At 72.9% G+C, this 26,290-nt stretch carries 24 protein-coding genes; 3 read left to right on the top strand and 21 right to left on the bottom strand.

The features are described from left to right. Positions 1-65: 65 nt before the first annotated feature. The 6 genes from ACFWE1_RS10990 to infC all read right to left on the bottom strand — a co-directional run bounded on the left by ACFWE1_RS10990 (position 66) and on the right by infC (position 4,083). On the bottom strand, positions 66-965 hold the full coding sequence (locus ACFWE1_RS10990; RefSeq protein ID WP_376933482.1) for a glutamate ABC transporter substrate-binding protein: 900 nt from the start codon (positions 963-965) through the stop codon (positions 66-68). Positions 966-1,021: 56 nt separating this feature from the next. Beyond that, positions 1,022-1,810, bottom strand: coding sequence for an amino acid ABC transporter ATP-binding protein (locus tag ACFWE1_RS10985; protein ID WP_372458696.1), 789 nt, complete (start codon positions 1,808-1,810; stop codon positions 1,022-1,024). A gap of 68 nt (positions 1,811-1,878) precedes the next feature. Continuing rightward, entirely contained in the window at positions 1,879-2,679 is an 801-nt protein-coding gene (locus ACFWE1_RS10980) for a TrmH family RNA methyltransferase (protein ID WP_376933481.1), read from the bottom strand. A 129-nt stretch (positions 2,680-2,808) separates the two neighbouring features. Next, positions 2,809-3,192, bottom strand: a complete 384-nt coding sequence (rplT, locus tag ACFWE1_RS10975) for a 50S ribosomal protein L20 (RefSeq protein WP_189086013.1) — start codon at positions 3,190-3,192, stop codon at positions 2,809-2,811. Positions 3,193-3,221: 29 nt separating this feature from the next. Continuing rightward, a complete protein-coding gene (gene rpmI / locus ACFWE1_RS10970; protein ID WP_189086014.1) occupies positions 3,222-3,416 on the bottom strand; it encodes a 50S ribosomal protein L35 in 195 nt (64 codons plus the stop codon). Positions 3,417-3,462: 46 nt separating this feature from the next. Further along, complete coding sequence (infC, locus tag ACFWE1_RS10965; RefSeq protein ID WP_189086189.1) at positions 3,463-4,083, bottom strand: translation initiation factor IF-3; 621 nt, start codon at positions 4,081-4,083, stop codon at positions 3,463-3,465. Between the two features lie 279 nt (positions 4,084-4,362). Between infC and ACFWE1_RS10960 the strand changes: the two genes are divergently transcribed. Then, positions 4,363-4,770: a DUF1844 domain-containing protein gene (locus tag ACFWE1_RS10960; protein ID WP_376933480.1), complete on the top strand. Its 408-nt coding sequence runs from the start codon at positions 4,363-4,365 to the stop codon at positions 4,768-4,770. A gap of 36 nt (positions 4,771-4,806) precedes the next feature. Here the strand turns inward: ACFWE1_RS10960 and ACFWE1_RS10955 are convergent, their stop codons facing one another. The 8 genes from ACFWE1_RS10955 to ACFWE1_RS10920 all read right to left on the bottom strand — a co-directional run bounded on the left by ACFWE1_RS10955 (position 4,807) and on the right by ACFWE1_RS10920 (position 14,741). Continuing rightward, positions 4,807-5,604, bottom strand: a complete 798-nt coding sequence (locus ACFWE1_RS10955; RefSeq protein ID WP_376933479.1) for a DNA-formamidopyrimidine glycosylase family protein — start codon at positions 5,602-5,604, stop codon at positions 4,807-4,809. Beyond that, complete coding sequence (locus tag ACFWE1_RS10950; RefSeq protein WP_376933478.1) at positions 5,591-10,201, bottom strand: ATP-dependent helicase; 4,611 nt, start codon at positions 10,199-10,201, stop codon at positions 5,591-5,593. Before ACFWE1_RS10950 ends, ACFWE1_RS10955 begins: the two co-directional genes overlap by 14 nt. Positions 10,202-10,240: 39 nt before the next feature. Then, positions 10,241-11,089, bottom strand: coding sequence for an SseB family protein (locus ACFWE1_RS10945; protein ID WP_376933477.1), 849 nt, complete (start codon positions 11,087-11,089; stop codon positions 10,241-10,243). A 10-nt stretch (positions 11,090-11,099) separates the two neighbouring features. Continuing rightward, positions 11,100-11,846, bottom strand: a complete 747-nt coding sequence (gene priA / locus ACFWE1_RS10940; RefSeq protein ID WP_376933476.1) for a bifunctional 1-(5-phosphoribosyl)-5-((5-phosphoribosylamino)methylideneamino)imidazole-4-carboxamide isomerase/phosphoribosylanthranilate isomerase PriA — start codon at positions 11,844-11,846, stop codon at positions 11,100-11,102. A 122-nt stretch (positions 11,847-11,968) separates the two neighbouring features. Then, positions 11,969-12,607 (bottom strand): imidazole glycerol phosphate synthase subunit HisH, encoded by a 639-nt coding sequence (gene hisH, locus ACFWE1_RS10935; protein WP_376933475.1) that lies wholly within the window; start codon positions 12,605-12,607, stop codon positions 11,969-11,971. Continuing rightward, the gene (hisB, locus tag ACFWE1_RS10930) at positions 12,604-13,212 is read right to left on the bottom strand and encodes an imidazoleglycerol-phosphate dehydratase HisB (protein ID WP_189086190.1); all 609 of its coding nucleotides are present in this window, start codon (positions 13,210-13,212) and stop codon (positions 12,604-12,606) included. The genes hisH and hisB overlap by 4 nt, the downstream gene beginning before the upstream one ends. Before the next feature lie 2 nt (positions 13,213-13,214). Next, positions 13,215-14,315: a histidinol-phosphate transaminase gene (locus tag ACFWE1_RS10925; RefSeq protein ID WP_376933474.1), complete on the bottom strand. Its 1,101-nt coding sequence runs from the start codon at positions 14,313-14,315 to the stop codon at positions 13,215-13,217. Between the two features lie 60 nt (positions 14,316-14,375). Continuing rightward, the gene (locus tag ACFWE1_RS10920; RefSeq protein WP_376933473.1) at positions 14,376-14,741 is read right to left on the bottom strand and encodes a LysM peptidoglycan-binding domain-containing protein; all 366 of its coding nucleotides are present in this window, start codon (positions 14,739-14,741) and stop codon (positions 14,376-14,378) included. A 255-nt stretch (positions 14,742-14,996) separates the two neighbouring features. On the opposite strand from ACFWE1_RS10920, the gene lexA reads away from it, so the two are divergent. Then, positions 14,997-15,686: a transcriptional repressor LexA gene (gene lexA / locus ACFWE1_RS10915; RefSeq protein ID WP_243568624.1), complete on the top strand. Its 690-nt coding sequence runs from the start codon at positions 14,997-14,999 to the stop codon at positions 15,684-15,686. An 80-nt stretch (positions 15,687-15,766) separates the two neighbouring features. Here the strand turns inward: lexA and metE are convergent, their stop codons facing one another. The 3 genes from metE to hflX form a co-directional block, all read right to left on the bottom strand. Further along, on the bottom strand, positions 15,767-18,100 hold the full coding sequence (gene metE, locus ACFWE1_RS10910; RefSeq protein ID WP_376933472.1) for a 5-methyltetrahydropteroyltriglutamate--homocysteine S-methyltransferase: 2,334 nt from the start codon (positions 18,098-18,100) through the stop codon (positions 15,767-15,769). A 106-nt stretch (positions 18,101-18,206) separates the two neighbouring features. Then, on the bottom strand, positions 18,207-19,160 hold the full coding sequence (locus tag ACFWE1_RS10905) for a methylenetetrahydrofolate reductase (RefSeq protein WP_376933471.1): 954 nt from the start codon (positions 19,158-19,160) through the stop codon (positions 18,207-18,209). A 247-nt stretch (positions 19,161-19,407) separates the two neighbouring features. Then, a complete protein-coding gene (gene hflX / locus ACFWE1_RS10900; RefSeq protein ID WP_376933470.1) occupies positions 19,408-20,934 on the bottom strand; it encodes a GTPase HflX in 1,527 nt (508 codons plus the stop codon). Between the two features lie 42 nt (positions 20,935-20,976). On the opposite strand from hflX, the gene ACFWE1_RS10895 reads away from it, so the two are divergent. Further along, a complete protein-coding gene (locus ACFWE1_RS10895) occupies positions 20,977-21,591 on the top strand; it encodes a class I SAM-dependent methyltransferase (RefSeq protein WP_376933469.1) in 615 nt (204 codons plus the stop codon). A gap of 30 nt (positions 21,592-21,621) precedes the next feature. On the opposite strand, the gene ACFWE1_RS10890 is transcribed toward ACFWE1_RS10895, so the two are convergent. Genes ACFWE1_RS10890 through miaB form a run of 4 tightly spaced genes read right to left on the bottom strand, consistent with a single transcriptional unit; the run spans position 21,622 to position 26,288 of the window. Continuing rightward, positions 21,622-22,881, bottom strand: coding sequence for a CynX/NimT family MFS transporter (locus ACFWE1_RS10890; RefSeq protein ID WP_376933468.1), 1,260 nt, complete (start codon positions 22,879-22,881; stop codon positions 21,622-21,624). Further along, on the bottom strand, positions 22,878-23,759 hold the full coding sequence (dapF, locus tag ACFWE1_RS10885) for a diaminopimelate epimerase (protein WP_376933467.1): 882 nt from the start codon (positions 23,757-23,759) through the stop codon (positions 22,878-22,880). The genes ACFWE1_RS10890 and dapF overlap by 4 nt, the downstream gene beginning before the upstream one ends. Positions 23,760-23,764: 5 nt before the next feature. Beyond that, entirely contained in the window at positions 23,765-24,685 is a 921-nt protein-coding gene (gene miaA, locus ACFWE1_RS10880) for a tRNA (adenosine(37)-N6)-dimethylallyltransferase MiaA (RefSeq protein WP_376933466.1), read from the bottom strand. Position 24,686: 1 nt separating this feature from the next. After that, complete coding sequence (gene miaB / locus ACFWE1_RS10875; RefSeq protein WP_376933465.1) at positions 24,687-26,288, bottom strand: tRNA (N6-isopentenyl adenosine(37)-C2)-methylthiotransferase MiaB; 1,602 nt, start codon at positions 26,286-26,288, stop codon at positions 24,687-24,689. Positions 26,289-26,290 lie beyond the last annotated feature (2 nt).

Genomic DNA, 26,290 nt, shown 5'->3' with positions numbered 1-26,290 from the left:
GCTCCTCCGCGGTTCGGGTCGGACGGCGGTGCGGGCGGGAGCCGTTCGCCCCCGCCCGCGCCGGATCAGTCGACGGCCGGCTGCTCGCCCTTGATGCCGGCGGGTGCGAGGTGCTCGTCGAAGAGCGCCTGCCACACGTCACCGCCATCGGTGAAGAGCTCGTTGATGTGCGCCTGCAGCTCGGAGTCGCCCTTGGCGATGCCGACGCCGTAGCGCTCCTCGCTGAACGGCTCCCCCGCGATCTTCAGTTCGTCGGGCTGCTGCGCCACGTAGCCGGCGAGGATCGCCTCGTCGGTCGTGATGGCGTCCACCGAGCCCTGCACGAGCTGGTCGACGCACTGCGAGTACGTGTCGTACTCGACGGTGTCGCCCGGGTTGTACTCGTCGCGGATGCGCTGCAGCGGCGTCGAGCCCGTCACCGAGCAGACGATCTTGCCGGCCAGGTCGTCCGGGCCGTTGATGTCCTCGTTGTCGGCCGCGACCAGGAGCCCCTGGCCGGTGATGAGGTACGGTCCGGCGAAGTCGATCTGCTCCTTGCGCTTGTCGGTGATCGAGTAGGTGCCGACGTAGTAGTCGATGTCGCCGTTCACGATCGCCTGCTCGCGGTTCGCCGACGGGATCGTCTGGTACTCGATCTGGTCCTCGTCGAAGCCGAGCGAGGCGGCGATCCAGCGCGCGATGTCGATGTCGAAACCGCTGCGCTCGCCCGAGGCGGCGTCCTCGTAGCCGAGGCCGGGCTGGTCGTTCTTCACGCCGATGACGACCTTGCCGCGCTTCGTCATCGCGTCGAAGGTCGGGCTGCCCTCGAGCTGCACGTCGCTCGCGACCTCCCAGAGCGGCGCGTCGCTCGCGTCGCCGGCGCCGTCGCTCGGGTCTCCGGGGCTCCCGCTGTTGCAGCCGGTCAGGGCGAGTGCCGCGACCGCGAGGCCGGCGATCGCTCCGGCGAGTCGTGTTCTGCGTCGCATGTGATCCTCCTGGTTTCGTATCGTCGTTCGGGTCGCCGCGGCAGGGCGCGGACGTCTCAGTGGGTGATGAGCTTCGAGAGGAAGTCCTTCGCCCGCGCACTCTTGGGGGCGGTAAAGAACTCCTCGGGCGCGGCCTCCTCGACGATCTGGCCGTCGGCCATGAAGACGACCCGGTCGGCCGCCTTCCGGGCGAAGCCCATCTCGTGGGTGACGACGATCATCGTCATGCCGTCCTGGGCGAGGCCGACCATGACGTCGAGGACCTCATTGATCATCTCCGGGTCGAGAGCGCTCGTCGGCTCGTCGAAGAGCATCACCTTCGGGTTCATCGCGAGCGCTCGCGCGATGGCGACGCGCTGCTGCTGACCGCCGGAGAGCTGACCGGGCAGCTTCTCGGCCTGCTGGGCGACGCCGACCCGTTCGAGCAGCACGCGCGCCGCGCGCTCGGCATCCGCCTTCGACTGCCGCTTGACCTTGATCGGCCCGAGCGTCACGTTGTCGAGCACCGTCAGGTGCGCGAAGAGGTTGAAAGACTGGAAGACCATGCCGACGTCGGCGCGGAGCGCCGCGAGCGCCTTGCCCTCCTTCGGGAGCTCGTCGCCGTCGATGCGGATCGAGCCCGAGGTGAAGGTCTCCAGGCGGTTGATCGTGCGGCAGAGCGTCGACTTGCCCGAGCCCGACGGCCCGATGACGACGACGACCTCGCCGCGATCGACGCTGAGGGAGACGTCCTTCAGCGCGTGGAACTGGCCGTAGTGCTTCTCGACGTGGTCGACGACGACCAGCGGCTCTCCCCGGCGCACCGAGAAGTTCGACGTGTCCGGGGCGGGTTCGCTGCGCTGCATACCCCCCAAGTTAGGGACATTGCCCGCCGAACCGCCAGAGCGCGCCCGGCGGGTTTACCGATTCGTGATCAGCTCCGGTGCGCGAAGGCGCTCTCGTAGAGGCAGACGGAGGCTGCCGTGGCGAGGTTCATCGACTCGGCGTTGCCGTAGATCGGCACGACCACCGCACGGTCCGACAGGGCGAGCTTGTCATCGTCGAGCCCGCGCGCCTCGTTGCCGAAGATCCACGCCGTCGGCTGCGCGAGCAGGCCCTCGGTGCGCACGGCGAGCAGGTCGTCGCCCTTGACGTCGGCGGCGAGCACGGTGAGGCCGCCGGCGCGGGCACGGGTCACGACGTCCTCGAGCTCGGCGCCCACCGCGACGGGCAGGTGGAAGATCGAGCCGGTGGAACTGCGCACGACCTTCGGGTTGTAAAGGTCGACCGCGCGGCCGGTGAGGATGACGGCGTCGGCGCCGGCCGCGTCGGCCGCGCGGACGATCGTGCCGAGATTGCCGGGATCGCGCACCTCTTCGAGAATGGCGATGAGCTTCGGCCCGGCGGCGAAGACGTCCTTCGCCGCCGTCGGGAACTGCCGGCACACGGCGACGAAGCCCTGCGGGGTGACCGTGTCGGCCATCGACTCGAGCACCTGCTCGGTCACGAACTCGACCTCGATGCCGTGCTCGCGCGCACGCTCCGCGACGTCGGGGTGGCGCTCGAGCGCCGTCGGGGTCGCGAACAGTTCCTCCAGGAGTTCCGGGCGGAAGGTCAGGGCCTCGCCGACGGCCTGGGGGCCCTCGAGCAGGAAGCGTCCGCTCTCCTGGCGGGCGGCCTTCTTCGCGAGCTTCGCCACGGCGCGGACGCGCGGCGAACGGGGGTTCTCGAGCATGGCTTCAGCCTAGCGAGCGCGGCGCCCGGATCCGGGCGCCCGGGACCGCGCGGCGACGGGAGCGGCGCACACGACGAAGGGCCCGGCATCCTGTGCAGGATGCCGGGCCCTTCGGGTGCCGAAGCGACGTTACGCGGCCGACGGCGCGTTGACGTCGGCGGGAAGCGCCTTCTTGGCGGTCTCGACGAGCGCCGCGAACGCGGTGGGCTCGTTCACCGCGAGCTCGGCGAGGATGCGACGGTCGACCTCGACGCCGGCCAGGCCAAGGCCCTGGATGAGGCGGTTGTAGGTGAGGCCGTTCGCACGCGAGGCCGCGTTGATCCGCTGGATCCACAGGCGACGGAAGTCGCCCTTCTTCTTGCGGCGGTCGTTGTACGAGTAGACGAGGGAGTGGGTGACCTGCTCCTTCGCCTTGCGGTAGAGGCGCGACCGCTGACCGCGGTAGCCCTCGGCGCGCTCGAGGATGACCCGACGCTTCTTGTGCGCATTGACAGCGCGCTTCACTCTTGCCATGACGTGTGTTCCTTACGGGTCTCTTCGGCTCAGCGGCCGAGAAGCTTCTTGATGACCTTGGCGTCGGGCGCCGAGGCGACCTTGTCCTGGTTCAGGCGGCGGGTGCGCACCGAGGACTTGCCCTCGAGGTTGTGGCGCATACCGGCCTGCTGCTTCTTGATCTTGCCGCTGCCGGTGATCTTGAAGCGCTTCTTGGACCCGGAGTGGGTCTTCTGCTTCGGCATCTCGTGTTCTCCTTGGATCTGCCGCCACGAATGACGGACGGGGGTGTCAGGCTTCGTCCGTACCGGACTCTGCCGTCTGCGCCTCGGGCTCGCCGGCCTCGGCCGGTCGCGCCTTGGACGCAGCACGCTGTGCGTTCGCCTCGGCCTTGGCCTCGGACTTGTTCTTGAGCGGAGCGATGACCATGACCATGTTGCGGCCGTCGATGGTGGGCGTGTGCTCGACGGTGCCAAACTCCGCCACGTCCTCGGCGAAGCGCTGCAGCAGGCGGACGCCCATCTCGGGGCGCGACTGCTCGCGACCGCGGAACAGGATCATCGCCTTGACCTTGTCGCCGGCCTTCAGGAAGCCGACGGCGCGTTTCATCTTGGTCTCGTAATCGTGCTTGTCGATCTTGAGGCGGAACCGGACCTCTTTGAGGATGGTGTTCGCCTGATTGCGCCGGGCCTCCTTGGCCTTCTGCGCAGCCTCGTACTTGTACTTGCCGTAGTCCATGATCTTGACGACCGGCGGGCGGGAGTTCGGTGCGACCTCGACGAGGTCGAGGTCCGCCTCCTGCGCGAGCCGCAGGGCCACCTCGATCTTCACGACGCCGACCTGCTCTCCGCCAGGACCCACGAGACGGACCTCGGGGACGCGGATACGGTCATTGGTACGCGGATCGCTGATGCGTGTCTCCTCTGCTCAAGGCATTCTTCAGAAGCCGATCGGGAGACGGATGCCGCCCGACGACGAGAGCGGCACTCCTTTGCCAGAAACTCTGGCACGCACTGCTCCCCCGGAACGGATTCCGAGGGCTCGTGCGGCACCCTGACTACCCGGCCTCTCGCGAGACCCGGCGGAGTGCAACGACCCGGTAACCTTGAGCGGTCAGCGCGGGTGGGAGAAGATCCACTTTCGTACCGGGGATGAACCCCGGAGCCCGCAGAAGTTTAGCAGAGGAAATCCGTGACCGACAATTCCGCCGAGCCCCCCGCCGCCCACTCGCACGGGGAGGAGGCCGCGCAGTACGCCGCAGCGGTCGCGGCCGAGGCCGCCGACGCCACCCGCGACCTCGCCGAGGTGCCCGCCGTCGAGGTGATCACGACGGCCGCGGTGCACCTCATGAGCGCCGCCGCCGTGAAGGTCGGCCTCGCCGACGACCCCGACTCGCAGCTCGACCTCGACGAGGCCCGCAAGCTCATCAACGCCCTCGCCGGACTCATCACCGCCGGCGCGCCGGAGATCAGCGACATGCACGCCCGCTCGCTGCGCGACGGCCTGCGTTCGCTGCAGCTCGCCTTCCGCGAGACCTCACCCATCCCCGACCCGATCGGGCAGGGCCCCGGCGAGAAGTGGACCGGCCCGGTCAGCTGAGCCGCGCGCGCCCTCGGAGGTCCCTCGGAGCGCCGTTCAGCGCTGGCAGTGCGGGCAGAAGTAGGTCACCCGCTCCTGCGGGTCGGTGACGGAATCGGTGCGCCCGCGGCCGAGTTCACCGCGCTCGACGAGCGTGCCGCAGCGGCGGCACGGCGCCCCGGCCCGCCCGTAGACCCAGAGCCGGGCGCCGCGCCGGTCGACGCCGGTGGTGACCCGTGCGGTGCGCTCGCGGTTGGCCCGGATCAGGCGATGCGCCAGCTCGACGAACCGCGCCGGGTCGCCCGCCTCGGCGACGGGCCGCTCCGGGCGGATGCCGCGGAGGAAGCACAGCTCGTTCACGTAGACGTTGCCGAGCCCGGCCATCACGCGCTGGTCGAGCAGCGCGACGGCGATCGGCTGCTCGCCCCGGGCGGCGAGCCTCGCGCTCGCCTCGAGCGGGTCCCAGTCGTCGCCGAGCAGGTCGGGGCCGAGCCGGGCGAGGGCCGCGTCCTCCGCGTCGCGCGGCAGCAGCTCGACCTCGCCGAGTTCGAAGCCCACCGCGACGGCCGCGTCGTTCGCGAGCACGAGCCGCGCGAGGTGGGCGGGCTTACCCCAGGGCTGGCCGGGCGCGTAGACCCGCCACTCCCCCTCCATCTTCAGATGGCTGCGGACGCTCCACGACGGCGTGCGGACGAGCAGGTGCTTGCCGCGGCTCACGACCTGCTCGACGAGTTCGCCGCGGAGGTCGGCGGTCGCGTAGCGCGGCACGCGGAAGTCGCTGCGGACGAGCACCCGGCCGGCGAGCGCCTCCCGGAGCCGCGCGGCGGCCCGGTAGACCGTGTCACCTTCGGGCATCGAGCCGCACCCCCTTCGGGGTCTCGCCGAAGCCCGCAGCGCTCAGCGCACGGCCGAAGGGCGTGCCCAGCACGAAGACGCCGTTGACCGACTCCACGGCGAGCCGACGCACCCGCCCCGAGCGCACGAGCTCGGCGAGCGCGGTGGCCGCGGCCTGCAGCGTCTGCTCGTCGTCGCGGTACGCCAACACGGTCTTGCCGCCGCGCTCGACGTACAGCACGAGCTCGCCGTCGACGAGCACGACGATGGCGCCCGCCTTGCGCGCGGCCCGGTGCGAGCTCTCGCCCGGCGGGTCCGGCCAGGGCAGCGCTGCGCCGTAGGCGTTCGCCGGATCGGTCGCGGCGAGCGCGACTGGCCGAGGCGCCGAAGCGGATGCCTCGCGGGCGCCCGCGCCCCCGGCGCCCGACGCCCGAGGCGCGGGCGGGCCCTGCGCGCCGGCCTCGCGCCCGACGGTGGGCTCCGCGAAGCCGCGGAGCCGGTCGACGGCGCCCGGCGCGGCGAACTGCGCGGCGCCGAGACGCTCGACGAAGTACCCGCGCCGTGACCGGCCCGAGTCCTCGAAGCCCCGCAGGGTCTTGTAGGCGAGCGCGAAGCCGCCGAGCACGCCCTCGGCGACGACGCTGCCCCGGGTGACCACGCCGTAGCGGTCGAGCAGCGTCTCGCCGAGTGCGTGCGCGCGGCGGGTGGCGTCCTCGTCGGCGACGGGGAGCACCGACCAGCGGCCCGCGACCGACGGCGGCCCGCTGCGGCTCGGCATCGTGGCCCGGGGCAGCGCGCGGCCGCGGAGCATCCTCGCCCGCGGTGCCGGGCGCGAGGACTTGTGCGCGCTGCGCCCCGCGCCGACCAGCGCCCGCACGGGCGCGAAGGTGTCGCCCGTCACGAGCCCCGACCAGGCCAGCCCCCACAGCCCCTCCACCAGTGCGGCGTCGTCGGGTGCGTGCTCGAGCTCGCCGAACGCGCCCACCGCGTCGGCCAGCTGCCGGAAGAAGAACGCGCCCCCGGAGCCGAGCGCGACGAGGAGCTCGCGCTGCACCGGGTCGAGCTCGAGCGGTGCCGGCGCGGGCAGCGTGAGCGGAGCCGTCTCGGCCAGGTGCAGCGTGACCCAGCCGTCGTCGCCGGAAAGCGCGCCGGAGCCGGCCCAGAGCACCTCGCCGGCGGCCATCAGCTCGTCGAGCATCGCCGGCGAGTAGTCGGCCACCCGAGCCGGCAGCACGAGGGACTCCCAGGCCGAGGCGGGCAGGCGGGCGCCCTCGAGCTGTTCGACGACGGCGACCACGCCGTCGAGGCCGCGCAGCGTGCCGCCCACGTGCTGCCAGGCGGGCAGGAAGCGCGCGAGCGCCTCCTGCGGCACCGGCTCGATCTCGTGCCGGAGCGCCGCGAGCGAGCGACGGCGGAGCCGACGCAGCACCTCGGCGTCGCACCACTCGGTGGCGGTGCCGTGCGGGCGGAACTCCCCCTCGACGACTCGGCGCTCGTCGGCCAGCCGGCGCAGCGCCGCGCGCGCGACCGCGACGCCGATGCCGAAGCGCTCGGCGACCTCCTCGACCGCGAAGGGCCCGTGGGTGCGCGCGTACCGTCCGACGAGGTCGCCGAGCGGGTCGGCGACGCCCTCGCCGAAGGCCGCGGCGACTCCCGGCGGCACGGGCACCCCGAGCGCGTCGCGCAGCCGGCCGACGTCTTCGACCGCCGCGGCGAACTCGGCCCCCGCGAAGGAGACCCGAACCGCCCGCCGCTCCGCGATCAGCTCGGCCAGGGCGGCCGCGGCGTCGGTGCCCGCATCGACCCGGGCCGCGAGCTCGTCGTCGCGGAGCGGGCCGAGCACGCGCAGGAGATCGGCGACGCCTTCGACGCCCTTGGCCCGGCGATCCGGGGCGAGCCGCTGCAGTTCGGCCTCGGTCTCGTCGATGACGCCGGGGTCGAGGAGCTCGCGCAGCTCGACGCGGCCGAGCAGTTCGCCGAGCAGCGACTGGTCGATCGCGAGCGCGGCGGCCCGGCGCTCGGCGAGCGGCGAGTCGCCCTCGTACATGAACGCGCCGACGTAGCCGAACAGCAGGGCGCTCGCGAACGGGCTCGGCGTGTCCGTGGTGACCTCGACGAGCCGCACCCGCCGCGCCGCGACGTCTGCGGCGATCTCGACGAGCCCGGGCACGTCGTAGACGTCTTGCAGCACCTCGCGCACCGTCTCGAGGATGATCGGGAACGTGGGGTACGCGCTCGCGACCTCGAGGAGCTGGGCGGCCTTCTGCCGCTGCTGCCAGAGCGGCGAGCGGCGGCCGGGCTGGTACTGCGGGAGCAGCAGCGCCCGCGCCGCGCACTCTCGGAAACGGCTCGCGAACAGCGCGGATCCGCCGACCTCGTCGGCGACGAGCTGCTCGAGCTCGGCCGGCTCGAAGACGAAGAGCTCCGCGCCGGGCGGGTCGACGCCGGTGTCGGGCACCCGCACGATGATGCCGTCGTCGGAGGCCACGGCCGAGCCGTCGACGCCGAGCCGCTCCCGCACCCGGGCCGCGACGGCGAGCGCCCACGGGGCGTGCACGGGCATGCCGAACGGCGAGTGCAGGATGACGCGCCAGTCGCCGAGCTCGTCGCGGGTGCGTTCGACGACGAGGGTTCGGTCGCTCGGCACCTGTCCGGTGGCGCGGGCCTGGTCGGCGAGGAAGGCGACGAGATTGCGTGCGGCGTTGTCGTCGAGCCCGGCGGCGCGGAGCCGGGCGAGCGCCGGCGACTCCGCAGCGGCGCCGAGCTCGCGCATGAACGCCCCGAGCGCCCGGCCGAGCTCCGCTGGACGGCCGAGCGCATCGCCCTTCCAGAACGGCACGCGGCCGGGCTGACCGAAGGCCGGCACGACGTTCACCCGGTCGAAGGTGATCTCCTGGATGCGCCAGCTCGTCGCCCCGAGCGCGAACACGTCGCCGACCCGGGACTCGTACACCATCTCCTCGTCGAGCTCGCCGACACGGCGCGCCGCGCCCTCGTCGGCGCCGACGAGGAACACGCCGAACATGCCGCGATCGGGAATGGTGCCGCCGTTCGTCACCGCGAGCCGCTGCGCGCCGGGGCGGCCGGTGAGGACCCCCTGCTCGCGGTGCCAGACGAGGCGCGGCCGCAGCTCGCCGAAGCGATCGGACGGGTAGCGGCCGGCCAGGAGGTCGAGGGTCGCCTCGTACGCCGAGCGCGGCAGCGCGGAGAACGGCGCCGAGCGGCGGAGCGTCGCGAACCAGCCCTCGACGTCGAGCTCGTCGACGGCCGCCGCGGCGATGGTCTGCTGAGCGAGGATGTCGAGGGGGTTGGCGGGGACCCGGAGCGTCTCGATCGCGCCGGCGAGCATGCGCTCGGAGGCGACCGCGGTGTGCACGAGGTCGGCCCGGTTCTTGGGGAACATCACGCCGCGGGAGACCTCGCCGACCTGGTGGCCGGCGCGACCGAGGCGCTGCAGGCCGCTCGCCACCGAGGGCGGCGCCTCGACCTGGACGACCAGGTCGACGGCCCCCATGTCGATGCCGAGCTCGAGGCTCGAGGTCGCGACGACGCAGCGGAGCCGGCCGGACTTCAGCTCGTCCTCGATCTCGGCCCGCTGCTCCTTGCTGACCGAGCCGTGGTGCGCCCGGGCGATGACGGGCGGGGCGCCGCTCGTCTGCCCGGACTGCGCCATGACCTGCGCCGGCGGCCCGCCGGCGGCGGCCGCGACGGCCAGTTCCTCGCGTTCGACCTCTTCGAGCTGCAGCTCGTTGAGCCTCGCCGTCAGCCGTTCGGCGAGCCGGCGGGAGTTCGCGAAGACGATCGACGAGCGGTTCGCGAGCACCTGATCAAGGATCGCCTGTTCCACGTGCGGCCAGATCGAGCCGGTGGCGTCGTCGCTCGCGGGCAGCTGCGCCATGTCTTCGACGGGCACGACGACGCGCAGCTCGAAGCGCTTGTCGGCCGGCGGCGCGACGATCTCGACGGGGGCGCTCGCGCAGAGGAAGCGCGCCACCTCTTCGACGGGACGCACCGTGGCCGAGAGGCCGATGCGCTGCGCCGGACGTTCGAGCAGGGCGTCGAGGCGTTCGAGGGTCACCGCGAGGTGGGCGCCGCGCTTGGTGCCGGCGACCGCGTGGATCTCGTCGACGATGACGGTCTCGACGGAACGGAGCGTCTCGCGCGCCTGCGAGGTCAGCATGAGGAAGAGCGACTCGGGCGTCGTGATGAGGATGTCGGGCGGATGCCGCTGCAGCGCGCGTCGCTCGTCGGCCGGGGTGTCGCCCGAGCGCACGCCCACCGTGATCGGCGGCGGGGTGTCGCCGAGCCGCTCGGCCACCCGCCCGATGCCCGTGAGCGGCGCACGGAGGTTGCGTTCGACGTCGACGCCGAGCGCCTTCAACGGGGAGAGGTACACCACCCGGGTGCCCGGCTCACGAGCGGGCTCGCGGTGCAGCCGGTCGATGGCCGAGAGGAAGGCCGACAGCGTCTTGCCCGAGCCGGTCGGGGCGACGACGAGCGCGTGCGAGCCGCGCCCGATCGCCGACCAGGCCCCGGCCTGCACGGGCGTCGGCGCGCGGAACGCCTCGGTGAACCACGTGCGCGTGGCCGCCGAGAACGCCGCGAGCGCATCGGTCATGGCATCCATTCAAGCGGATGCCGCCGACACTGCCGCCCTTCAGGCGGCGCGACCGCCCACGAGGCGCACCGCGAGCGAGTCGACGCCGGTCGCGATGGCGTCGTCCTCCGCCCAGCGACGCGCGAGCCGGGCGGTCGTGGCGTCGAGCTCCTCGCGGGTGAGCCCCTCGACGAGGTGCAGCACGACGACGAGCTCGGGACCGGCGAGCTGCGCGAGCGGGTCGCCCGCGGCGAGGTCGATGCCGAGCACCGCGAGCTCGCTGCCGATCGAGCGTTCGAAGGCGAGCCGCACCGGCACGGACTCGAACGGCGGCACCCAGTCGTGCGACTGGGCGACCGCCCAGACCGCGGGCCGGCGCAGCACGAACTCGTTCCCCGAGCCCGGGTCGAGCACCACGAGCTCCGTGCCGTCGTCGGCCGCCGCGAGGCACACCCGGACGCCGTCGGCGGGAACCGGCCGCGCCTCCGGGTTCCAGGTGCGCATCGCCTCGACGGAGGAGAACACGGGCAGCACGCGCCGGCCGTCCGGCGCCTCCACCGTGACGATCGAGAGCTCCTGGCTCTTGTCGACCGCGTGGCCGTGCGGGCCGATGTCGGCACCGCCGGGCTCCCCCGAACCGGCCGACGGGTCACCGAGTTCCGCGAGGAGCGGGATCAGCAGCCGCGCGCGGCCGAACGCGTCGACCACGGCCGCCTGCGAGCCGTCGCCGTCGCGGAACCGGGCGAGCGCCGCCCCGAGCTCCGGCGGGGTCGAGCCGTCGTCACCGGCGTGCGGATTCGCCTCGAAGGCGCGTCCGGCCCACGGCACGCCCGCCGAGTCGGTGAGGTGCGCGGGAAGCTCCCGTGCGCCGTCCCGACCGTCGCGGTCGGCTGTCTCGGCGTCGCTCATCGGAACGCCGTCAGTAGCCGGCGACGTCGAGGGCCTCGGCGAGCGTGAACGCGCCGGCGTAGAGCGCCTTGCCGACGATCGAGCCCTCGAGGCCGAGCGGCACGAGCTCGCGGAGCGCCGCGATGTCGTCGAGGTTCGAGACCCCGCCGGAGGCGACGACCGGGCGGTGCGTGCGCTCCATGACCTGGCGGAGCAGCTCGAGGTTCGGCCCCTGCAGCGTGCCGTCCTTGGTCACGTCCGTGACGACGTAGCGGGCGGCCCCGGCCTCCTCCAGGCGGTCCATGACCTGCCAGAGGTCGCCGCCGTCCTGCGTCCAGCCGCGGGCGGCCAGGGTCGTGCCGCGCACGTCGAGGCCGATCGCGATGGCCTCGCCGTACTGGGCGATCACCGAGGCAGCCCACTCGGGGTTCTCGAGCGCCGCGGTGCCGAGGTTGATGCGCTTCGCGCCGATCTCGAGCGCGTTCTCGAGCGAGGCGTCGTCGCGGATGCCGCCGGAGAGCTCGACGTTCACGCCGCGCACCTGGCGGATGACCTTCTTCAGGATGCCCGCGTTCGAACCGCGGCCGAAGGCGGCGTCGAGGTCGACGAGGTGGATCCAGTCGGCGCCCTGGTCGGCCCACTCGGCCGCGGCGTCGACGGGGTCGCCGTAGTTGGTCTCGGTGCCCGCCTCCCCCTTGGTCAGGCGGACGGCCTTGCCGCCGGCGACGTCGACGGCCGGCAGGAGCACCAGGCGGGGGGTGTGGTTGAACTCGCTCATCACTGTCCTCGGAGAGAAGGCCGCTGTGCGGCACTCGGGCACAGTCACAGCATCCTAGTCGCGGCCGGCGGCCGCCGTTGACACGTGACGGTCAGGGTCGGGACGCCGGGGCGTCGCGCTGGTCAGGAAAGGGTGCCGATCCAGTTGGAGAGCAGGCGGATGCCGGCATCCGCGGACTTCTCCGGGTGGAACTGCGTCGCGGAAAGCGGGCCGTTCTCGACCGCCGCCAGGAAACGGCCTCCGTGCTCGGCCCAGGTGAGCGAGGGCTGCGGGAACGGCGGGATCACGTCGAGGCTCCACTGCTGGGCGGCGAAGGAGTGCACGAAGTAGAAGCGCTCGTCCTCGATGCCGTCGAAGAGCGCGCTGCCCGCATCCGGGGTCACCGTGTTCCAGCCCATGTGCGGCAGCACCTCGGCCGGCAGCTCGGTGACCTCGCCCGGCCATTCGCCGAGCCCCTCGGTGTCGGTGCCGCGCTCGACGCCGCGCTCGAACATGACCTGCATGCCGACGCAGATGCCGAGCACGGGGCGTCCGCCCGCGAGTCGCCGATCGATGAGCTCGTCGCCGCGCACGGCGCGGAGCTGCTCCATGACGGCGCGGAAGGCGCCGACGCCGGGCACAACGAGCCCGTCGGCCTCCATGACCGCCGCGCGGGCCGCGGTGACCTCGACGTCGGCCCCCGCCCGCTCGAGCGCCTTGGCCGCCGAGTGGACGTTGCCGGAGCCGTAGTCGAGGACGACGACGCGCCGGGTGCGGCTCACAGCGCGCCCTTCGTGGACGGGATGCCGACGACGAGCGGATCGAGCGCCTTGGCCTGCCGGAACGCCCGCGCGAACGCCTTGAACTCGGCCTCGGCGATGTGGTGCGGGTCGCGTCCGCCGAGCACGCGGACGTGCACGGTGAGGCCGGCGTTGAACGTGATGGCTTCGAAGACGTGGCGCACCATCGACCCCGTGAAGTGGCCGCCGATGAGGTGGAACTCGAAGCCCTCGGGCTCGCCCGTGTGCACGAGGTACGGCCGGCCCGAGATGTCGACGACGGCCTGCGCGAGCGCCTCGTCGAGCGGGACGAGCGCGTCGCCGTAGCGCGAGATGCCGCGCTTGTCGCCGAGCGCCTGGCGGATGGCCTGGCCGAGCACGATGCCCGTGTCCTCGACGGTGTGGTGCACGTCGATGTGCACGTCGCCGCTGGCGCGCACCGTGAGGTCGCTCAGCGAGTGCTTGGCGAAGGCGGTGAGCAGGTGGTCGTAGAACGGGACGCCCGTCTCGATGTCGCTCGTGCCGGTACCGTCGAGATCGATGGAGAGGTCGATGCTCGACTCGCTCGTCTCGCGCTGGACGCGGGCCGTGCGGTGCTGGTTCGCCATGGTCATGCTCCGATCCTATTCGCGGCGCTCGGCGCGAACAGCGCGATCGCCTCGAGGAACGCGGTCGTCTCCGCCTCCGTGCCCGCGCTCACCCGGAGGCTGCCGGGCAGGCCGATGTCGCGGATCAGGACGCCCCGCTCGAGGAGCGCCTGCCAGAGCGCCGCCGGCTCGTCGACGCCGCCGAACAGCACGAAGTTCGATCCGCTCCGGTAGGCGCGGAAGCCGAGCCGGCCGAGCTCGCGCACGATGCGGTCGCGCTGGCCGCGGATCTCGTCGACCATCGCGAGCATCTCGCCGCTGTGCGCGAGGGCGGCGAGGGCCGCGGCCTGGGTGAGGGCGGAGAGATGGTACGGGAGCCGCACGAGACGGAGGGCGTCGATCAGCGCCGGGTCGGCGGCGAGGTAGCCGACCCGCGCGCCCGCGAAGGCGAAGGCCTTGCTCATGGTGCGCGAGACGACGAGGCGCGGCCGGCCCTCGAGGAGCTCGAGGGCGCTCGGCGTGCCGGGGTCGGCGAACTCGAAGTAGGCCTCGTCGACGATCACGATGCCGCGGGCGGCATCGGCGACCGCGCGGATCGTGTCGAGCGAGACCGGAGTGCCGGTGGGGTTGTTCGGCGCGCAGAGGAAGACGACGTCGGGGTCGTGCTGCTCGATGGCCGCGACGGCCGTCTCGGCGCTCAACTCGTAGTCGGCGTCGCGCGGGGCGTCGACCCACTCCGTGCCGGTGCCGGAGGCGAGCAGCGAGTACATCGAATAGGTGGGCGAAAAGCCGAGCGCCCGGCGCCCGGGGCCGCCGAACGCCTGCAGCAGGTGCTGCAGCACTTCGTTCGAGCCGTTCGCCGCCCAGATCTGCTCGGGCGTGAGCCCGTGTCCGAGATAGCGGGCGAACGCCTCGCGCAGTTCCGTGAACTCCCGGTCGGGGTACCGGTTCAGCTGGAGGATGGCCGCCGCAACTCGCGCGACGATGTCGTGCGCCACATCCTCGGGAATCGGGTGCGTGTTCTCGTTCACGTTGAGCGCGACCGGAACGACCTTCTGCGGCGCTCCGTAGGGCGAACGCCCTCTGAGGTCATCGCGGATGGGCAGATCTTCGAAGCTCGTCACCACTTCATGCTAGTGATGCGCGGCACCCTGTGACGCCGTGGTGCGGCGGTGCCGGAGCGCTCAGTTCGCGGCGGGAAGCGCCAGGCGCTGGCCCGGCTCGACCACCGAGGAGTCGAGCCCGTTCAACCGGATGATGTCGTCGATGACCACGCGAGGATCGGCCCCGGGGTCGGTCGCCTCGGCGATCTCCCACAGGGTGTCGCCGGCGCCGACCGTGACGTATTCGAAGCTCGCGCCCGGGCCGACGGCGTCGTCGGCCGCTGCGACTCCTGCGCCGAGCACGCTCAGCGCCGCCCAGATGACGAGCGGGAGCGCCCCGAGGGACGTGAACACGACCCGACCGCGTCGGGTCAGTCGAAGCCGCGTGCGGGCACCTGCGAAGCCGTTCGCGGTGAACTCGGCACCGCTTGCGATCACTGCGCTCATCTCAACACCTCCAGGAGAATCGCACCCGGCCCTCGGCCGGGAGGGCCGGATGCGAAGCTGTGTTCCGAATCTATCTTCGATTGTTCGAATCTGCAAGCCGTTCTTCGAACATTGCGCCGCCTCGGATTCGCGACACACTCGAAGGAATGTTTGCCGCACCCGCGTTGCGCGGATACAGTTTCGAATGTCAGAACAGAGTCCATCAGGGACCACCGACATTCCGGTCGCAAGACCGCCGACGAGGGGCGTCAGCACGTGAGCACCGAGACCGAGGGCAGCAAACCGGCCGCACGTGCGCGCCGCCGCAAGAGCCTGAGCGCGAAGCAGATCTCGATCCTCGAGGTCATCCAGCGCTCCGTCGCGACGCGGGGCTATCCGCCGAGCATGCGCGAGATCGGCGACGCCGTGGGCCTGTCCTCGCTTTCGAGCGTCACCCACCAGCTGAACCAGCTCGAACTGGCCGGCTACCTGCGCCGCGACCCGAACCGTCCCCGCGCGCTCGAGGTGCTGATCGAGCTCCCCGGCAGCGACGAACGCCAGCCGAGCGAGGGCGAGCCGATCCCCGTCGGCGACGCGGCGATGGTGCCGCTCGTCGGCCGGATCGCCGCCGGCATCCCGATCACCGCCGAGCAGCAGATCGACGAGGTCTTCCCGCTCCCCCGTCAGCTCGTGGGCAAGGGCGAGCTGTTCATGCTGAAGGTCGTCGGCGACTCCATGGTCGACGCGGCCATCTGCGACGGCGACTGGGTCGTCGTGCGTTCGCAGCGCACCGCGGAGAACGGTGAGATCGTCGCGGCCATGCTCGACGAGGAGGCGACGGTGAAGGTCTTCCGGCAGCGCGACGGCCACACCTGGCTCCTCCCCCGCAACAGCGCCTTCGAGCCGATCCTGGGCGACGACGCCGAGGTGCTCGGCAAGGTCGTCGCGGTGCTCCGCGCGGTCTGACGCCGCCAGGCACGCGGAACGGCCCGGGATGCGAGGCATCCCGGGCCGTTCCTCGTCTCACGCCCGACGGGCGGACCCGCTCAGGCTCGGGCGAGCGACTCCCGCACCGAACGCGCCGCGCCGACGAGGTTGGCGAGCGAGGCGACGGTCTCGTCGTAGCCGCGCGTCTTCAGGCCGCAGTCCGGGTTCACCCAGAGCCGCGACGCCGGCACCTCCGCGACCGCGCGCTCCAGGAGCTCGCGGACCTCGTCCTCGCCGGGCACCCGGGGCGAGTGGATGTCGTACACGCCGGGGCCGACCCCGTGGTCGAAGCCGCTGCGGCCGAGGTCCTCGACCACCTCCATCCGGCTGCGCGCGGCCTCGATGCTCGTGACATCGGCATCCAGGCCCCGGATGGCGTCGATGACGACGCCGAACTCGGAGTAGCAGAGGTGGGTGTGCACCTGCGTCGCCGGCGCGGCCCCGCCCGTCGCAAGCCGGAACGCCCCGACCGACCAGTCGAGGTACGCGGGCTGCTCCGCGCGGCGCAGCGGCAGCAGCTCCCGAAGCGCGGGCTCGTCGACCTGGATGATCCGGATGCCGGCGGCCTCCAGGTCCGCGACCTCGTCGCGGAGCGCGAGTCCCACCTGGCGGGCGGTGTCGCCGAGCGGCTGATCGTCGCGCACGAACGACCAGGCCAGGATCGTGACGGGCCCCGTCAGCATCCCCTTCAGGTGCCGTTCGGTGAGCGACTGGGCGTAGGCCGACCAGCCCACGGTCATCGGTGCGGGGCGGGAGACGTCGCCCCAGAGGATCGAGGGCCGCGTGCAGCGCGAACCGTACGACTGCACCCAGCCGTGCTCGGTCACCGCGAAGCCGTCGAGCAGCTCGGCGAAGTACTGCACCATGTCGTTGCGCTCCGGCTCGCCGTGCACGAGCACGTCGAGGCCGAGCTCCTCCTGCAGGCGCACCACCCGCTCGATCTCCTGCTCGATGAGCGTGCGGTAGCCCGCCTCGTCGAGCTCGCCGCCGGCGAGCGCGGCCCGCGCCCGACGGAGCTCGCCCGTCTGCGGGAAGGAGCCGATCGTCGTCGTCGGCAGCTCCGGCAGCCCGAGGTCGCGCTGCGCCTCGACGCGGGCGTCGTAGTCGACGCGGGCGAAGTCGCCGTCGGAGAGGGCGGCGAGCCGCGCGCGCACCGCCGGTACCCGCACCCCGGGCGCGCCGGCGCGGTCGACGAGGGCGGCCGAGGCCTCCGCGAGCTCCGTCTCGATCGCCTGCCGCCCGTCCGCGAGCCCGCGCGCGAGCGTCGCGACCTGGGCGACCTTCTGATCGGCGAAGGCGAGCCAGCTCACGAGCCGCGGGTCGAGCCGCTGCTCGTCCGCGAGGTCGTGCGGCACGTGCTGGAGCGAGGTGGAGGTCGAGATCGCGAGCGAGCCGGCGAGCCCGTCGAGCGCCGCGGCGCGATCGAAGGCCGCCGCGAGGTCGCCCCGCCAGATGTTCCGCCCGTCGACGACGCCCGCGACGAGCGTCTTGTCCGCCAGGGCGGCCCGCGTGGCCCCGTCGAGTGCGCTCGGGAGCTCGCCGCGCACGACGTCGAGACCGATCGCTTCGACGGGCGTCGCGGCGAGCACGGCGAGTCCGTCGCCGATTCCCCCGTACGGGGTCGCGACGAAGAGCGCCGGGCGCCGCGCCGCGGCCCCGAGCACGGCGTACGCTCGCGCCGCTGCCTCGCGCAGACGCGCCGGACTCTCGTCGAGGCTCTCGCTCGCGAGGGCCGGCTCGTCGAGCTGCACCCACGCGGCGCCCGCCTCGGCGAGGCGCGCCAGGAGTTCGGCGTACACGGGGAGCAGCCGCTCCAGCTCATCGAGCGGCCGGAAGCCCTCCGGCGCCTCCGCGGCCGGCTTCGCGAGCGCGAGCAGCGTCACCGGTCCGACGAGCACCGGGCGGGTCAGCACGCCCTCCCCGAGCGCCTCCGCGAAGCGCGTCACGAGCCGCTCCGGGTGGGTGCCGAACGCCGTTCCCGGGGCGATCTCGGGCACGAGGTAGTGGTAGTTCGTGTCGAACCACTTCGTCATCTCGAGCGGCGGCTGCCCCACCTCGCCGCGGGCGAGCACGAACTCGCCGTCGACGTCGACGGAGCCGTCGGCCGCGCGGAGGTGCCCGAAGCGCTCGGGCACCGCGCCGACGGCGAGGGCGGTGTCGAGCACCTGGTCGTACACGGCGAAGGAGTCGGGGATGGCCGAGTCGTCACCGCCGAGCCCGAGCTCGACGAGCCGGGCGCGGGTCGCCGACCGCAGCTCGGCGGTCCGCCGCTCGAGCTCGGCGCGGTCGATGCGTCCGGCCCAGTAGGCCTCCACGGCGCGCTTCAGCTCGCGGCGGCGGCCGATCCGCGGGTAGCCGAGGATCGTGCCCGCGGGGAAGGCGGGTGCGGTCATGTGCTGGGTCCTTTCGTCGTGCTGCGGGGTCGACGAAGCACCGCGGGATCGCGGGTCGCCGGGGAGACCCGGGGCGGGATGCCTCGGGCCGGGTCTTCGTTCGGGCTCAGCCGTGCGTCGTGGCCGAGTGGATGCCGATCCGTTCGAGCACCGAGCGCACCGTCTCGTGCCGGTTGTAGGTGTAGAGGTGGAGGCCGGGCGCCCCGCCCTCGAGCACCGCGGCCGCGAGCGCCGCCGCGTGCGCCTCGCCGATCTCCGCGCGCGCTGCGGCGTCCGGTTCGATCTCGAGCGCGATCGCGAGCTCGGCCGGCGGCTCGACACCCGTCAGCTCGGTGAGCCGGGCGAGGCGGGCCGGCGTCGTCACGGGCATGAGGCCGGGCAGGATCGGGATCGAGACCCCGGCCGCGCGCGCCCGCTCCACGAAGCCGAGGTAGTCCTCGGCGTGCCAGAACAGCTGGGTGATCGCGAGGGTCGCCCCGGCGACCTCCTTGGCGAGGAGGGCGTCGACGTCCTGGGCGAGGCCGCGCGAGCGCGGATGCCCCGTCGGGAAGGCGGCGACGGCGACGCGCTCGGGTCGCGGCCGGGCGCGGATCCGCCGGGCGCCGGGAGCGCCGGGCACCCCGGCCTGGCCGAAGGGCTCGCGCTCCTCCTGCACCCGGTGGATGAGCTGCACGAGCTCGGCGGCCGAGCCCAGGTCGCCGAGGCCGGCGTCCGGGTCGCCGCCCTCGGGCGGGTCGCCGCGGAGCGCGAGGAAGCTCGTGATCCCCGCGTCGAGGAACTCCCGCACGATGCGGTTCGCCTCCGCGTGGGAGGAGCCGACGCAGGTGAGGTGCGCCATCGGCTCGACGTGCGTCTGTTCGAGGATGTACCGGAGCACCGTGAGGGAGCGTCCGCGCGAGGAGCCGCCGGCGCCGAACGTCACGGAGATGAAGGCGGGGTCGACCTCGGCCAGCCGATCGATCGTGCGTCCGAGCGCGATCGCCGCGGCATCGCTGCGCGGCGGGTACAGCTCGAAGGAGATCGGCGGGCGGCCGGGACAGTCGCCTGCGGCTCCGGTCATGCTGGCTCCTCGACGGGATGCCGCATGGGCGATGGCACGGCTTGCCGCGACCACCGCCGCGCTGCGGCGGGTGGGTCTCGGGGGCGGGTGCCGGGCTCGGCGGTCGCTCCTGGCGGCGGGCATCCGGCCCGTCGCCGACGATCAAGAGCGACGATACGCCGACCGCGCCGGGCGCGCAGGAGTATGACCGAGGATGACGCCGCGGGACGCCGGATGACCCGGCCTCCCGCGGCGGTGCGGCTCCGGCCTACGCGGCGACCGGCGCCCGGAACTCGGCGAGCTGGCCCGCGAGCTCGGGCGAGACGAGCGCGCGCACCCGGGTGCCCTCCTCGACGTACTCGAGCTCGAGCACCCGCGAGGTCTCGTGCAACGCGGAGACGATGTCGCCCCGCTCGTAGGGCACGAGCAGCTCGACCTCGACGGCCGGGTCGGGCAGCATCCGCCCGATCGCCTCGAGCACGGCCTCGACGCCCTCGCCGGTGCGCGCGGACGCGAACACGGCGTCGGGCTCGAGGCCCTGCAGCACGAGGCGGTCCTCCGCGGTGACGAGATCGGCCTTGTTGAACACGACGAGCTCGGGCACATCGCGTGCGCCGACCTCGCCGATGACGTCGCGGACGGTCGCGATCTGTCCGGCGGGGTCGGGGTGCGCGGCGTCGACGACGTGCACGATGAGGTCGGCGTCGCCAACCTCCTCCAGCGTCGAGCGGAACGCCTCGACGAGCTGGTGCGGCAGGTTGCGCACGAAGCCGACCGTGTCGGCGATCGTGTAGACCCGGCCGTCTGCGGTGGTGTTGCGCCGCACCGTCGCGTCGAGGGTCGCGAAGAGGGCGTTCTCGACGAGCACGCCCGCGCCGGTGATGCGGTTCAGGAGGCTCGACTTGCCGGCGTTCGTGTAGCCGGCGATCGCCACGGACGGCACCGCGTTGCGCTTGCGGTTGGCCCGCTTCGCCTCGCGGGCCGGCTTCATGCCGACGATCTGCTTGCGGAGCTTCGCCATGCGGGAGTGGATGCGCCGACGGTCGAGCTCGAGCTTCGTCTCACCGGGACCGCGGCTGCCCATGCCCGCGCCGGCGCCGCCGACCTGGCCACCGGCCTGGCGCGACATCGACTCGCCCCAGCCGCGGAGACGGGGAAGCAGGTACTCGAGCTGCGCGAGCTCGACCTGGGCCTTGCCCTCACGGCTCTTCGCGTGCTGGCTGAAGATGTCGAGGATCACGGCCGTGCGGTCGATGACCTTCACCTTCACCGCGTCCTCCAGCGCACGGCGCTGGCTCGGTGCGAGCTCGGTGTCGGCGATGACGGTGTCGGCGCCGAGGGAGGCCACGATGTGGCGCAGCTCCTCGACCTTGCCGCGACCGAGGTAGGTGGCGGGGTCGGGGTGCGGACGGCGCTGCAGCACGCCGTCGAGCACCCGGGCACCGGCGGTCTCGGCGAGGGCCGAGAGCTCGCGCAGCGAGGTCTCGGCGTCGTCGAGCGAGCCCTGCGAGTAGACGCCGATGAGCACGACGTTCTCGAGCCGCAGCTGGCGGTACTCGACCTCGGTGACGTCTTCGAGCTCGGTCGACAGGCCGCTCACGCGGCGGAGCGCCGCGCGTTCCTCACGGTCGAGCTGTTCGCCGTCGGTGGACTGCCACGGCGAGGCATCCGCGCCGTCCTTCTGGATGGCTGCGGCGGCCTCGGCACCGAACCGGGCGATGCCGGCGCGCGTGTCGGCCGAGCGCAGCACGCGCTCGACGGCGTCGTCGGGGTGCTGTTCTGGGGCTTCGTTCATCGTGTCCAGCCTACTTCTCCCTCGTGCGATAGGTTCCCCTGTATGTCTCAGGAGCACTACTTCTCGTCCAAGCCCGCGTCGGAGGACGCGCTGCGCACCGTCCGGGTGCGCCTGGCGGGGCGTGAACTCGAGCTGCTCACCGCCGCCGGGGTGTTCAGCCCCGAGCACGTCGACCACGGCACCCGCGTGCTGCTCGACCACGCTCCCGAGCCGCCCGCCGACGGCCAGCTGCTCGACCTCGGCTGCGGGTGGGGGCCGATGGCGCTGACGCTCGCGCTGCGCTCCCCCGAGGCGACGGTCTGGGCCGTCGACGTCAACGAGCGGGCGCTCGACCTCGTGCGGCGGAACGCCGCGCGGCTCGGGCTCCACAATGTCAACGCCGTACTGCCCGGCGATGTTCCCGACGACGTCGCGTTCCGCGCGATCTGGTCCAACCCGCCGATCCGCATCGGCAAGCCGCAGCTGCACGAGCTCCTCACCACCTGGCTGCCGCGCCTCGAGGCCGGTCGCTCGGCCTGGCTCGTCGTGCAGAAGAACCTCGGCGCCGACTCGCTGCAGCGCTGGCTCGGCGAGACGCTGCCGAGCGGCACGGCGGTCGAGCGACGCGCCACCGACAAGGGCTTCCGCCTCATCGAGGTGCGCTGGCCCGACGCGTAGCCCGGCGTTCGCCGCGCTCGGACCTCGCGATCAGTCCGCTGCGCCGGTGCGCGCCGCGCGGATCGCCGCCGTGCTCGTCAGCACGAGGAATCCGCTCGTCGCGACCAGCACCGCGAGCAGCGGCGCCGTCCAGGCGCCGGTCGACTCGTGCAGGGCGCCGAGCACGGGCGGCGCGGTCGCGGCGAGCAGATAGCCGCCGGCCTGCACGAGCGCCGACATCTGCGTCGTCTCCCGGTCGGTGCGCGTGAACCGCACCACCGAGGCGATGATGACGACGAAGCCGCCGCCCTGGGCGATGCCGCCGGTGACGGTCCAGAGCAGATAGGCGTCCGGGGCGAGCAGCAGCCCGAGCGGGAGCGACATCCAGAGCACGCCGACGATCGCGGGCTGCAGCCAGACGGGGCGCGCGCGGCCGAGGAACGGCACGCCGAGCGCACCCACGACGGCCGCAAGCTGGAACAGCGAGGAGACGTTGCCCGCGGCGATCACGTCGAGGCCGTGCTCGTCGCCGTAGAGGCTCGGCAGCCAGGCGCTCAGGCCGTAGTACGAGAAGGACTGCGTGGCGAAGGCCGCGGCGAGCAGCCAGGTCATGCTGTTGCGCCACGCCGAGCGTTCCCCCGGGATGACGCCGGTGGGACCCGTCACCGCCTGCATCGAGCCGGTGACGGCGAGCGCCTCCGCGGCTCTCGCCTCGCGGCTCTCCGCGACCGTGCGGCGGAGGTGCACGCCCCACACCGCGAGCGCGACGAGGATGAGTACGCCCCAGACCGCGGTGGCCCACTGCCATCCGATCTGCTCGGCGAGCGGCGCGGTGGCGGCGATCGTGAGCATCGAGCCGACGTTCATCATGGCCGAGTAGACGCCGGTGACGAGCTGCGCCCGCGCGGGCGGCACGTCGCGCCGGATCACGACGGGAACGACGACGTTGCCGATCGCGATGGCGATGCCGATCACGACGGTGCCGACGAAGGCAGCGGCCGTCGTGCCGCCGGAGCGGATGATCGTGCCGATCAGCGTGCCGATGAGCGCGATCGCGACGGCCCGCTCGGCACCGCTCAGACGGATCGTCCACGCGGCGACGGGCGTGCCGAGGGCGAAGCAGAGCACGGGCAGGCTCGTCAGCAGTCCAGCGGTGGTCGGCGTGATGCCGAGGCTCTGCTCGATGTCGCCGATGACCGGTGAGATCGTGACGAGCGGTCCGCGGAAGTTCAGCGCGACGAGCGAGATGCCGACGAGCAGCAACCAGGGGAAGGCGGAGCGGGCGGACTCGCGGCGCTCGGCGCCGCTCATGCGAGCGCGAGCACGCCGTCGTAGACGAGCTCGGCCGGGCCGGAGAGCGAGACGCGCTCGCCGTCGGGCGCGCTCACCATGCGGACGCCGAGCACCCCGCCCGGCACCTGGACGCGCCAGGTGTCGGGTGCGCCCGCCCCGGCCCAGTGCCGGACGGCGAGCGCGGAGGCGACCGCGCCGGTGCCGCAGGACAGCGTCTCGCCGGAGCCCCGCTCGTGCACGCGCATGCGGATGCGGCCGACGCCGTCCTCGACGAGGGGGTCGGCCGGCACCACGAATTCCACGTTCGCCCCGGCCTCGGGCTCCGGGTCGAGCACCGGCAGGTAGCCGAGGTCGAGGCCCTCGAGCTCGGCCTCGTCGGCGAGGGCCACGACGACGTGCGGGTTGCCGACGTCGATGCCGAGGCCCGGCCGGGCGACGGGCAGGTTCTTCGCGCGCACGAGCGGCTCGCCGCCGGCGAGCCGCCACACGCCGAGGTCGGCCTGGTAGCCGCTGCCGGACCGGCGCACGCGCCGCACGCCGGCGCGTGTGCCGATGACGAGCTCGCCGCCGTCGGGCAGCTCGGCGAGGCCCTGGTCGAGGAGGTACGCGGCGTAGACGCGGATGCCGTTGCCGCACATCTCGGACACGGAACCGTCGGCGTTCCAGTAGTCCATGAACCAGACGGCCTCGGCGTCCTCGGCGAGGGCGTCGGCTCCGGCTGCGAGGTTGCTGCTGCGCACCGCGCGGATGACGCCGTCGGCGCCGACGCCGAAGCGCCGGTCGCAGACCGCCCGGATCTGCTCTGGGGTCAGTTCGAGGTCGCCCTCGGGATCCGCGAAGAGCACGAAATCGTTGCCGGTGCCCTGCCCCTTGGTGAACCTGAGATCGAACGACATGCGCTTCAGTCTAGGGCGGCGAGGCGGTCGAGCTCCGCGGCGCGAGCGACGTCGTCGAGGGGGTCGAGCACGACCGCTTCGCGGTACCGCTTGAACCAGCCCACCTGGCGTCTCGCGTACACCCGGGTGAGCTGCTGAGTCTCGGCGATCGCCTCCGCCCGCGGCATCCGACCCTGCAGCTCGGCCAGCGCCTGCGCGTAGCCGATCGCCTTGCGCGCGGTCACCCCGCGCTCCAGTCCCCGGGGAACGAGCTGCGCCACCTCGTCGACGAGCCCGTCGCGCCACATCTGCTCGACCCGCTCGTCGAGCCGAGCGACGAGCGCAGCCCGCTCGCTGCGGAGGTGCACGATGCGGTGCGGGCGCCACGGCACCGGCTCGTCGGGGAGGCGCGCCGCCTTGGGTTCGCCGGTCACCTCGATGACTTCGAGCGCTCGCACGATGCGCCGGCCGTTCTGCGCGTCGACGCCCGCGGCGGTCTCGGCGTCGATCTCTCGCAGCCGGGCGTGCAGGAGTCCCGGCCCGCGCTCGGCGAGCTCGGCCTCGAGCCGCGCGCGCACCGCCGGGTCGGTGCCGGGGAAGCGGAAGTCGTGAATGACGCTCGAGACGTACAGGCCGGAGCCGCCGACGAGCACCGCGACACCTCCGTCGGCGGTGATGCGGTCGACGGCGGCGCGCGCGTCGCGCTGGTACGCGGCGACGGAGGCCTCCTCGGTCACCTCGAGCACGTCGAGGAGGTGGTGCGGGATGCCTCGGCGCGCCGCGATGGGCAGCTTCGCCGTGCCGATGTCCATGCCCCGGTAGAGCTGCATGGCGTCGGCGTTCACGATCTCGGCGTGCCGGCCGGCACGGGCGACCGCCTCGGCGAGGTCGAGCGCGAAGTCCGACTTGCCGGTGCCGGTGGCACCGACGACCGCGACGAGGGTCACCTCAGCGCTGACCGTCGGTGGGGTCGTAGATCGGCATGGTGCCGACACCCGGCGAGACGAGCGGCTCGCGCGCGACGCGCACGGTCGGCAGCCCGAGTGAGACCGGGCCGGGAGCCCCAGCCGCGCCGCCGTCGCCCGGCACGCCGCAGCTCTCAGCCTGCGCGCGGTCCCAGGCGTCGCCGGCGCGGGTGCGGCGGACCGCGAGCGGTGCCCCGTCGGGCGAGTCGGCGATGAGGTGGAACGGCGCCGCCTGCGAGATGACGACGGTGACGACGTCGCCCGGCCGCGGGATCTCGGAGCCTTCGGGAACCTCGAAGTGCACGAGCCGGCTGTCTTCGGCGCGGCCCGAGAGCCGGTGCGTCTCGGCGTCCTTCTTGCCCTCGCCGGTCGCGACGAGCACCTCGGCGGTGCGGCCGATGAGCCGCTGGTTCTCTTCCCAGGAGATGCGCTCCTGGAGGGCGATGAGGCGCTCGTAGCGCTCCTGCACGACTTCCTTCGGCACCTGCTCCTCCATGGTGGCGGCCGGGGTGCCCGGGCGGATGGAGTACTGGAAGGTGAAGGCGGAGGCGAAGCGCGCGGCCTCGACGACGCGCAGCGTCTCCTGGAAGTCCTCTTCGGTCTCACCGGGGAAACCGACGATGATGTCGGTGGAGATGGCCGCGTTCGGGATCTTGGCGCGCACCCGGTCGAGGATGCCGAGGAAGCGCTCGGAGCGGTAGGAGCGCCGCATGGCCTTCAGGATGCGGTCGGAGCCCGACTGCAAGGGCATGTGCAGCTGCGGCATGACGTTCGGCGTCTCGGCCATGGCGTCGATGACGTCGTCGGTGAAGGCGGCAGGGTGCGGGCTCGTGAAGCGGATGCGTTCGAGACCCTCGATCGTGCCTGCGGCGCGGAGGAGCTTGCCGAACGCCTGCCGGTCGCCGAACTCGACGCCGTAGGAGTTGACGTTCTGCCCGAGCAGCGTGACCTCGATGGCGCCGTCGTCGACGAGCGCCTGCACCTCGGCGAGGATCTCGCCGGGACGGCGGTCCTTCTCCTTGCCGCGGAGCGCCGGCACGATGCAGAAGGTGCAGGTGTTGTTGCAGCCGACCGAGATCGACACCCAGCCGCTGTAGGTCGAGTCGCGCTTCGTCGGCAGCGTCGAGGGGAACACCTCGAGCGCGTCGAGGATCTCGAGCTGCGCCTCGTCGTTGTGACGGGCCCGTTCGAGCAGGCTCGGCAGGGCGCCCATGTTGTGCGTGCCGAAGACGACGTCGACCCAGGGCGCCTTCTCGAGGATGACGTTCTTGTCCTTCTGCGCGAGGCAGCCGCCGACGGCGATCTGCATGCCCGCGTGCCGCCGCTTCACGCCGGCGAGGTGCCCGAGGTTGCCGTAGAGCTTGTTGTCGGCGTTCTCGCGCACCGCGCAGGTGTTGATGACGACCACGTCGGCCTCGGCGCCGTTCGCGGGGACGTAGCCGGCGGCCTCGAGGGAGCCCGACAGCCGCTCGGAGTCGTGCACGTTCATCTGACAGCCGAAGGTGCGCACCTCGTAGGTGCGCGGGGCGGACTCTGCCTGGGCGGGGACGGCCTCGCCCGGCGAGACCTCGTGAAGCGTGCTCATGA

It is taken from the genome of Agromyces sp. NPDC060279 (assembly GCF_042726785.1).
In the GTDB taxonomy this organism is placed as follows: domain Bacteria; phylum Actinomycetota; class Actinomycetes; order Actinomycetales; family Microbacteriaceae; genus Agromyces.
The sequence above is the reverse complement of the archived record's forward strand: the minus strand, read 5'-3'. Positions and strand labels throughout refer to the sequence as shown.

What these genes read in the sequence shown, in the direction of transcription:
- ACFWE1_RS10990 (WP_376933482.1), bottom strand. Translation starts at nt 965, where the DNA reads ATGCGACGCAGAACACGACTCGCCGGAGCGATCGCCGGCCTCGCGGTC.
- ACFWE1_RS10985 (WP_372458696.1), bottom strand. Translation starts at nt 1,810, where the DNA reads ATGCAGCGCAGCGAACCCGCCCCGGACACGTCGAACTTCTCGGTGCGC.
- ACFWE1_RS10980 (WP_376933481.1), bottom strand. Translation starts at nt 2,679, where the DNA reads ATGCTCGAGAACCCCCGTTCGCCGCGCGTCCGCGCCGTGGCGAAGCTC.
- rplT (WP_189086013.1), bottom strand. Translation starts at nt 3,192, where the DNA reads ATGGCAAGAGTGAAGCGCGCTGTCAATGCGCACAAGAAGCGTCGGGTC.
- rpmI (WP_189086014.1), bottom strand. Translation starts at nt 3,416, where the DNA reads ATGCCGAAGCAGAAGACCCACTCCGGGTCCAAGAAGCGCTTCAAGATC.
- ACFWE1_RS10955 (WP_376933479.1), bottom strand. Translation starts at nt 5,604, where the DNA reads ATGCCCGAAGGTGACACGGTCTACCGGGCCGCCGCGCGGCTCCGGGAG.
- ACFWE1_RS10950 (WP_376933478.1), bottom strand. Translation starts at nt 10,201, where the DNA reads ATGACCGATGCGCTCGCGGCGTTCTCGGCGGCCACGCGCACGTGGTTC.
- ACFWE1_RS10945 (WP_376933477.1), bottom strand. Translation starts at nt 11,089, where the DNA reads ATGAGCGACGCCGAGACAGCCGACCGCGACGGTCGGGACGGCGCACGG.
- priA (WP_376933476.1), bottom strand. Translation starts at nt 11,846, where the DNA reads ATGAGCGAGTTCAACCACACCCCCCGCCTGGTGCTCCTGCCGGCCGTC.
- hisB (WP_189086190.1), bottom strand. Translation starts at nt 13,212, where the DNA reads ATGGCGAACCAGCACCGCACGGCCCGCGTCCAGCGCGAGACGAGCGAG.
- ACFWE1_RS10920 (WP_376933473.1), bottom strand. Translation starts at nt 14,741, where the DNA reads ATGAGCGCAGTGATCGCAAGCGGTGCCGAGTTCACCGCGAACGGCTTC.
- metE (WP_376933472.1), bottom strand. Translation starts at nt 18,100, where the DNA reads ATGACCGCACCCGCCTTCCCCGCGGGCACGATCCTCGGCTACCCGCGG.
- ACFWE1_RS10905 (WP_376933471.1), bottom strand. Translation starts at nt 19,160, where the DNA reads ATGACCGGAGCCGCAGGCGACTGTCCCGGCCGCCCGCCGATCTCCTTC.
- hflX (WP_376933470.1), bottom strand. Translation starts at nt 20,934, where the DNA reads ATGAACGAAGCCCCAGAACAGCACCCCGACGACGCCGTCGAGCGCGTG.
- ACFWE1_RS10895 (WP_376933469.1), top strand. Translation starts at nt 20,977, where the DNA reads ATGTCTCAGGAGCACTACTTCTCGTCCAAGCCCGCGTCGGAGGACGCG.
- ACFWE1_RS10890 (WP_376933468.1), bottom strand. Translation starts at nt 22,881, where the DNA reads ATGAGCGGCGCCGAGCGCCGCGAGTCCGCCCGCTCCGCCTTCCCCTGG.
- dapF (WP_376933467.1), bottom strand. Translation starts at nt 23,759, where the DNA reads ATGTCGTTCGATCTCAGGTTCACCAAGGGGCAGGGCACCGGCAACGAT.
- miaB (WP_376933465.1), bottom strand. Translation starts at nt 26,288, where the DNA reads ATGAGCACGCTTCACGAGGTCTCGCCGGGCGAGGCCGTCCCCGCCCAG.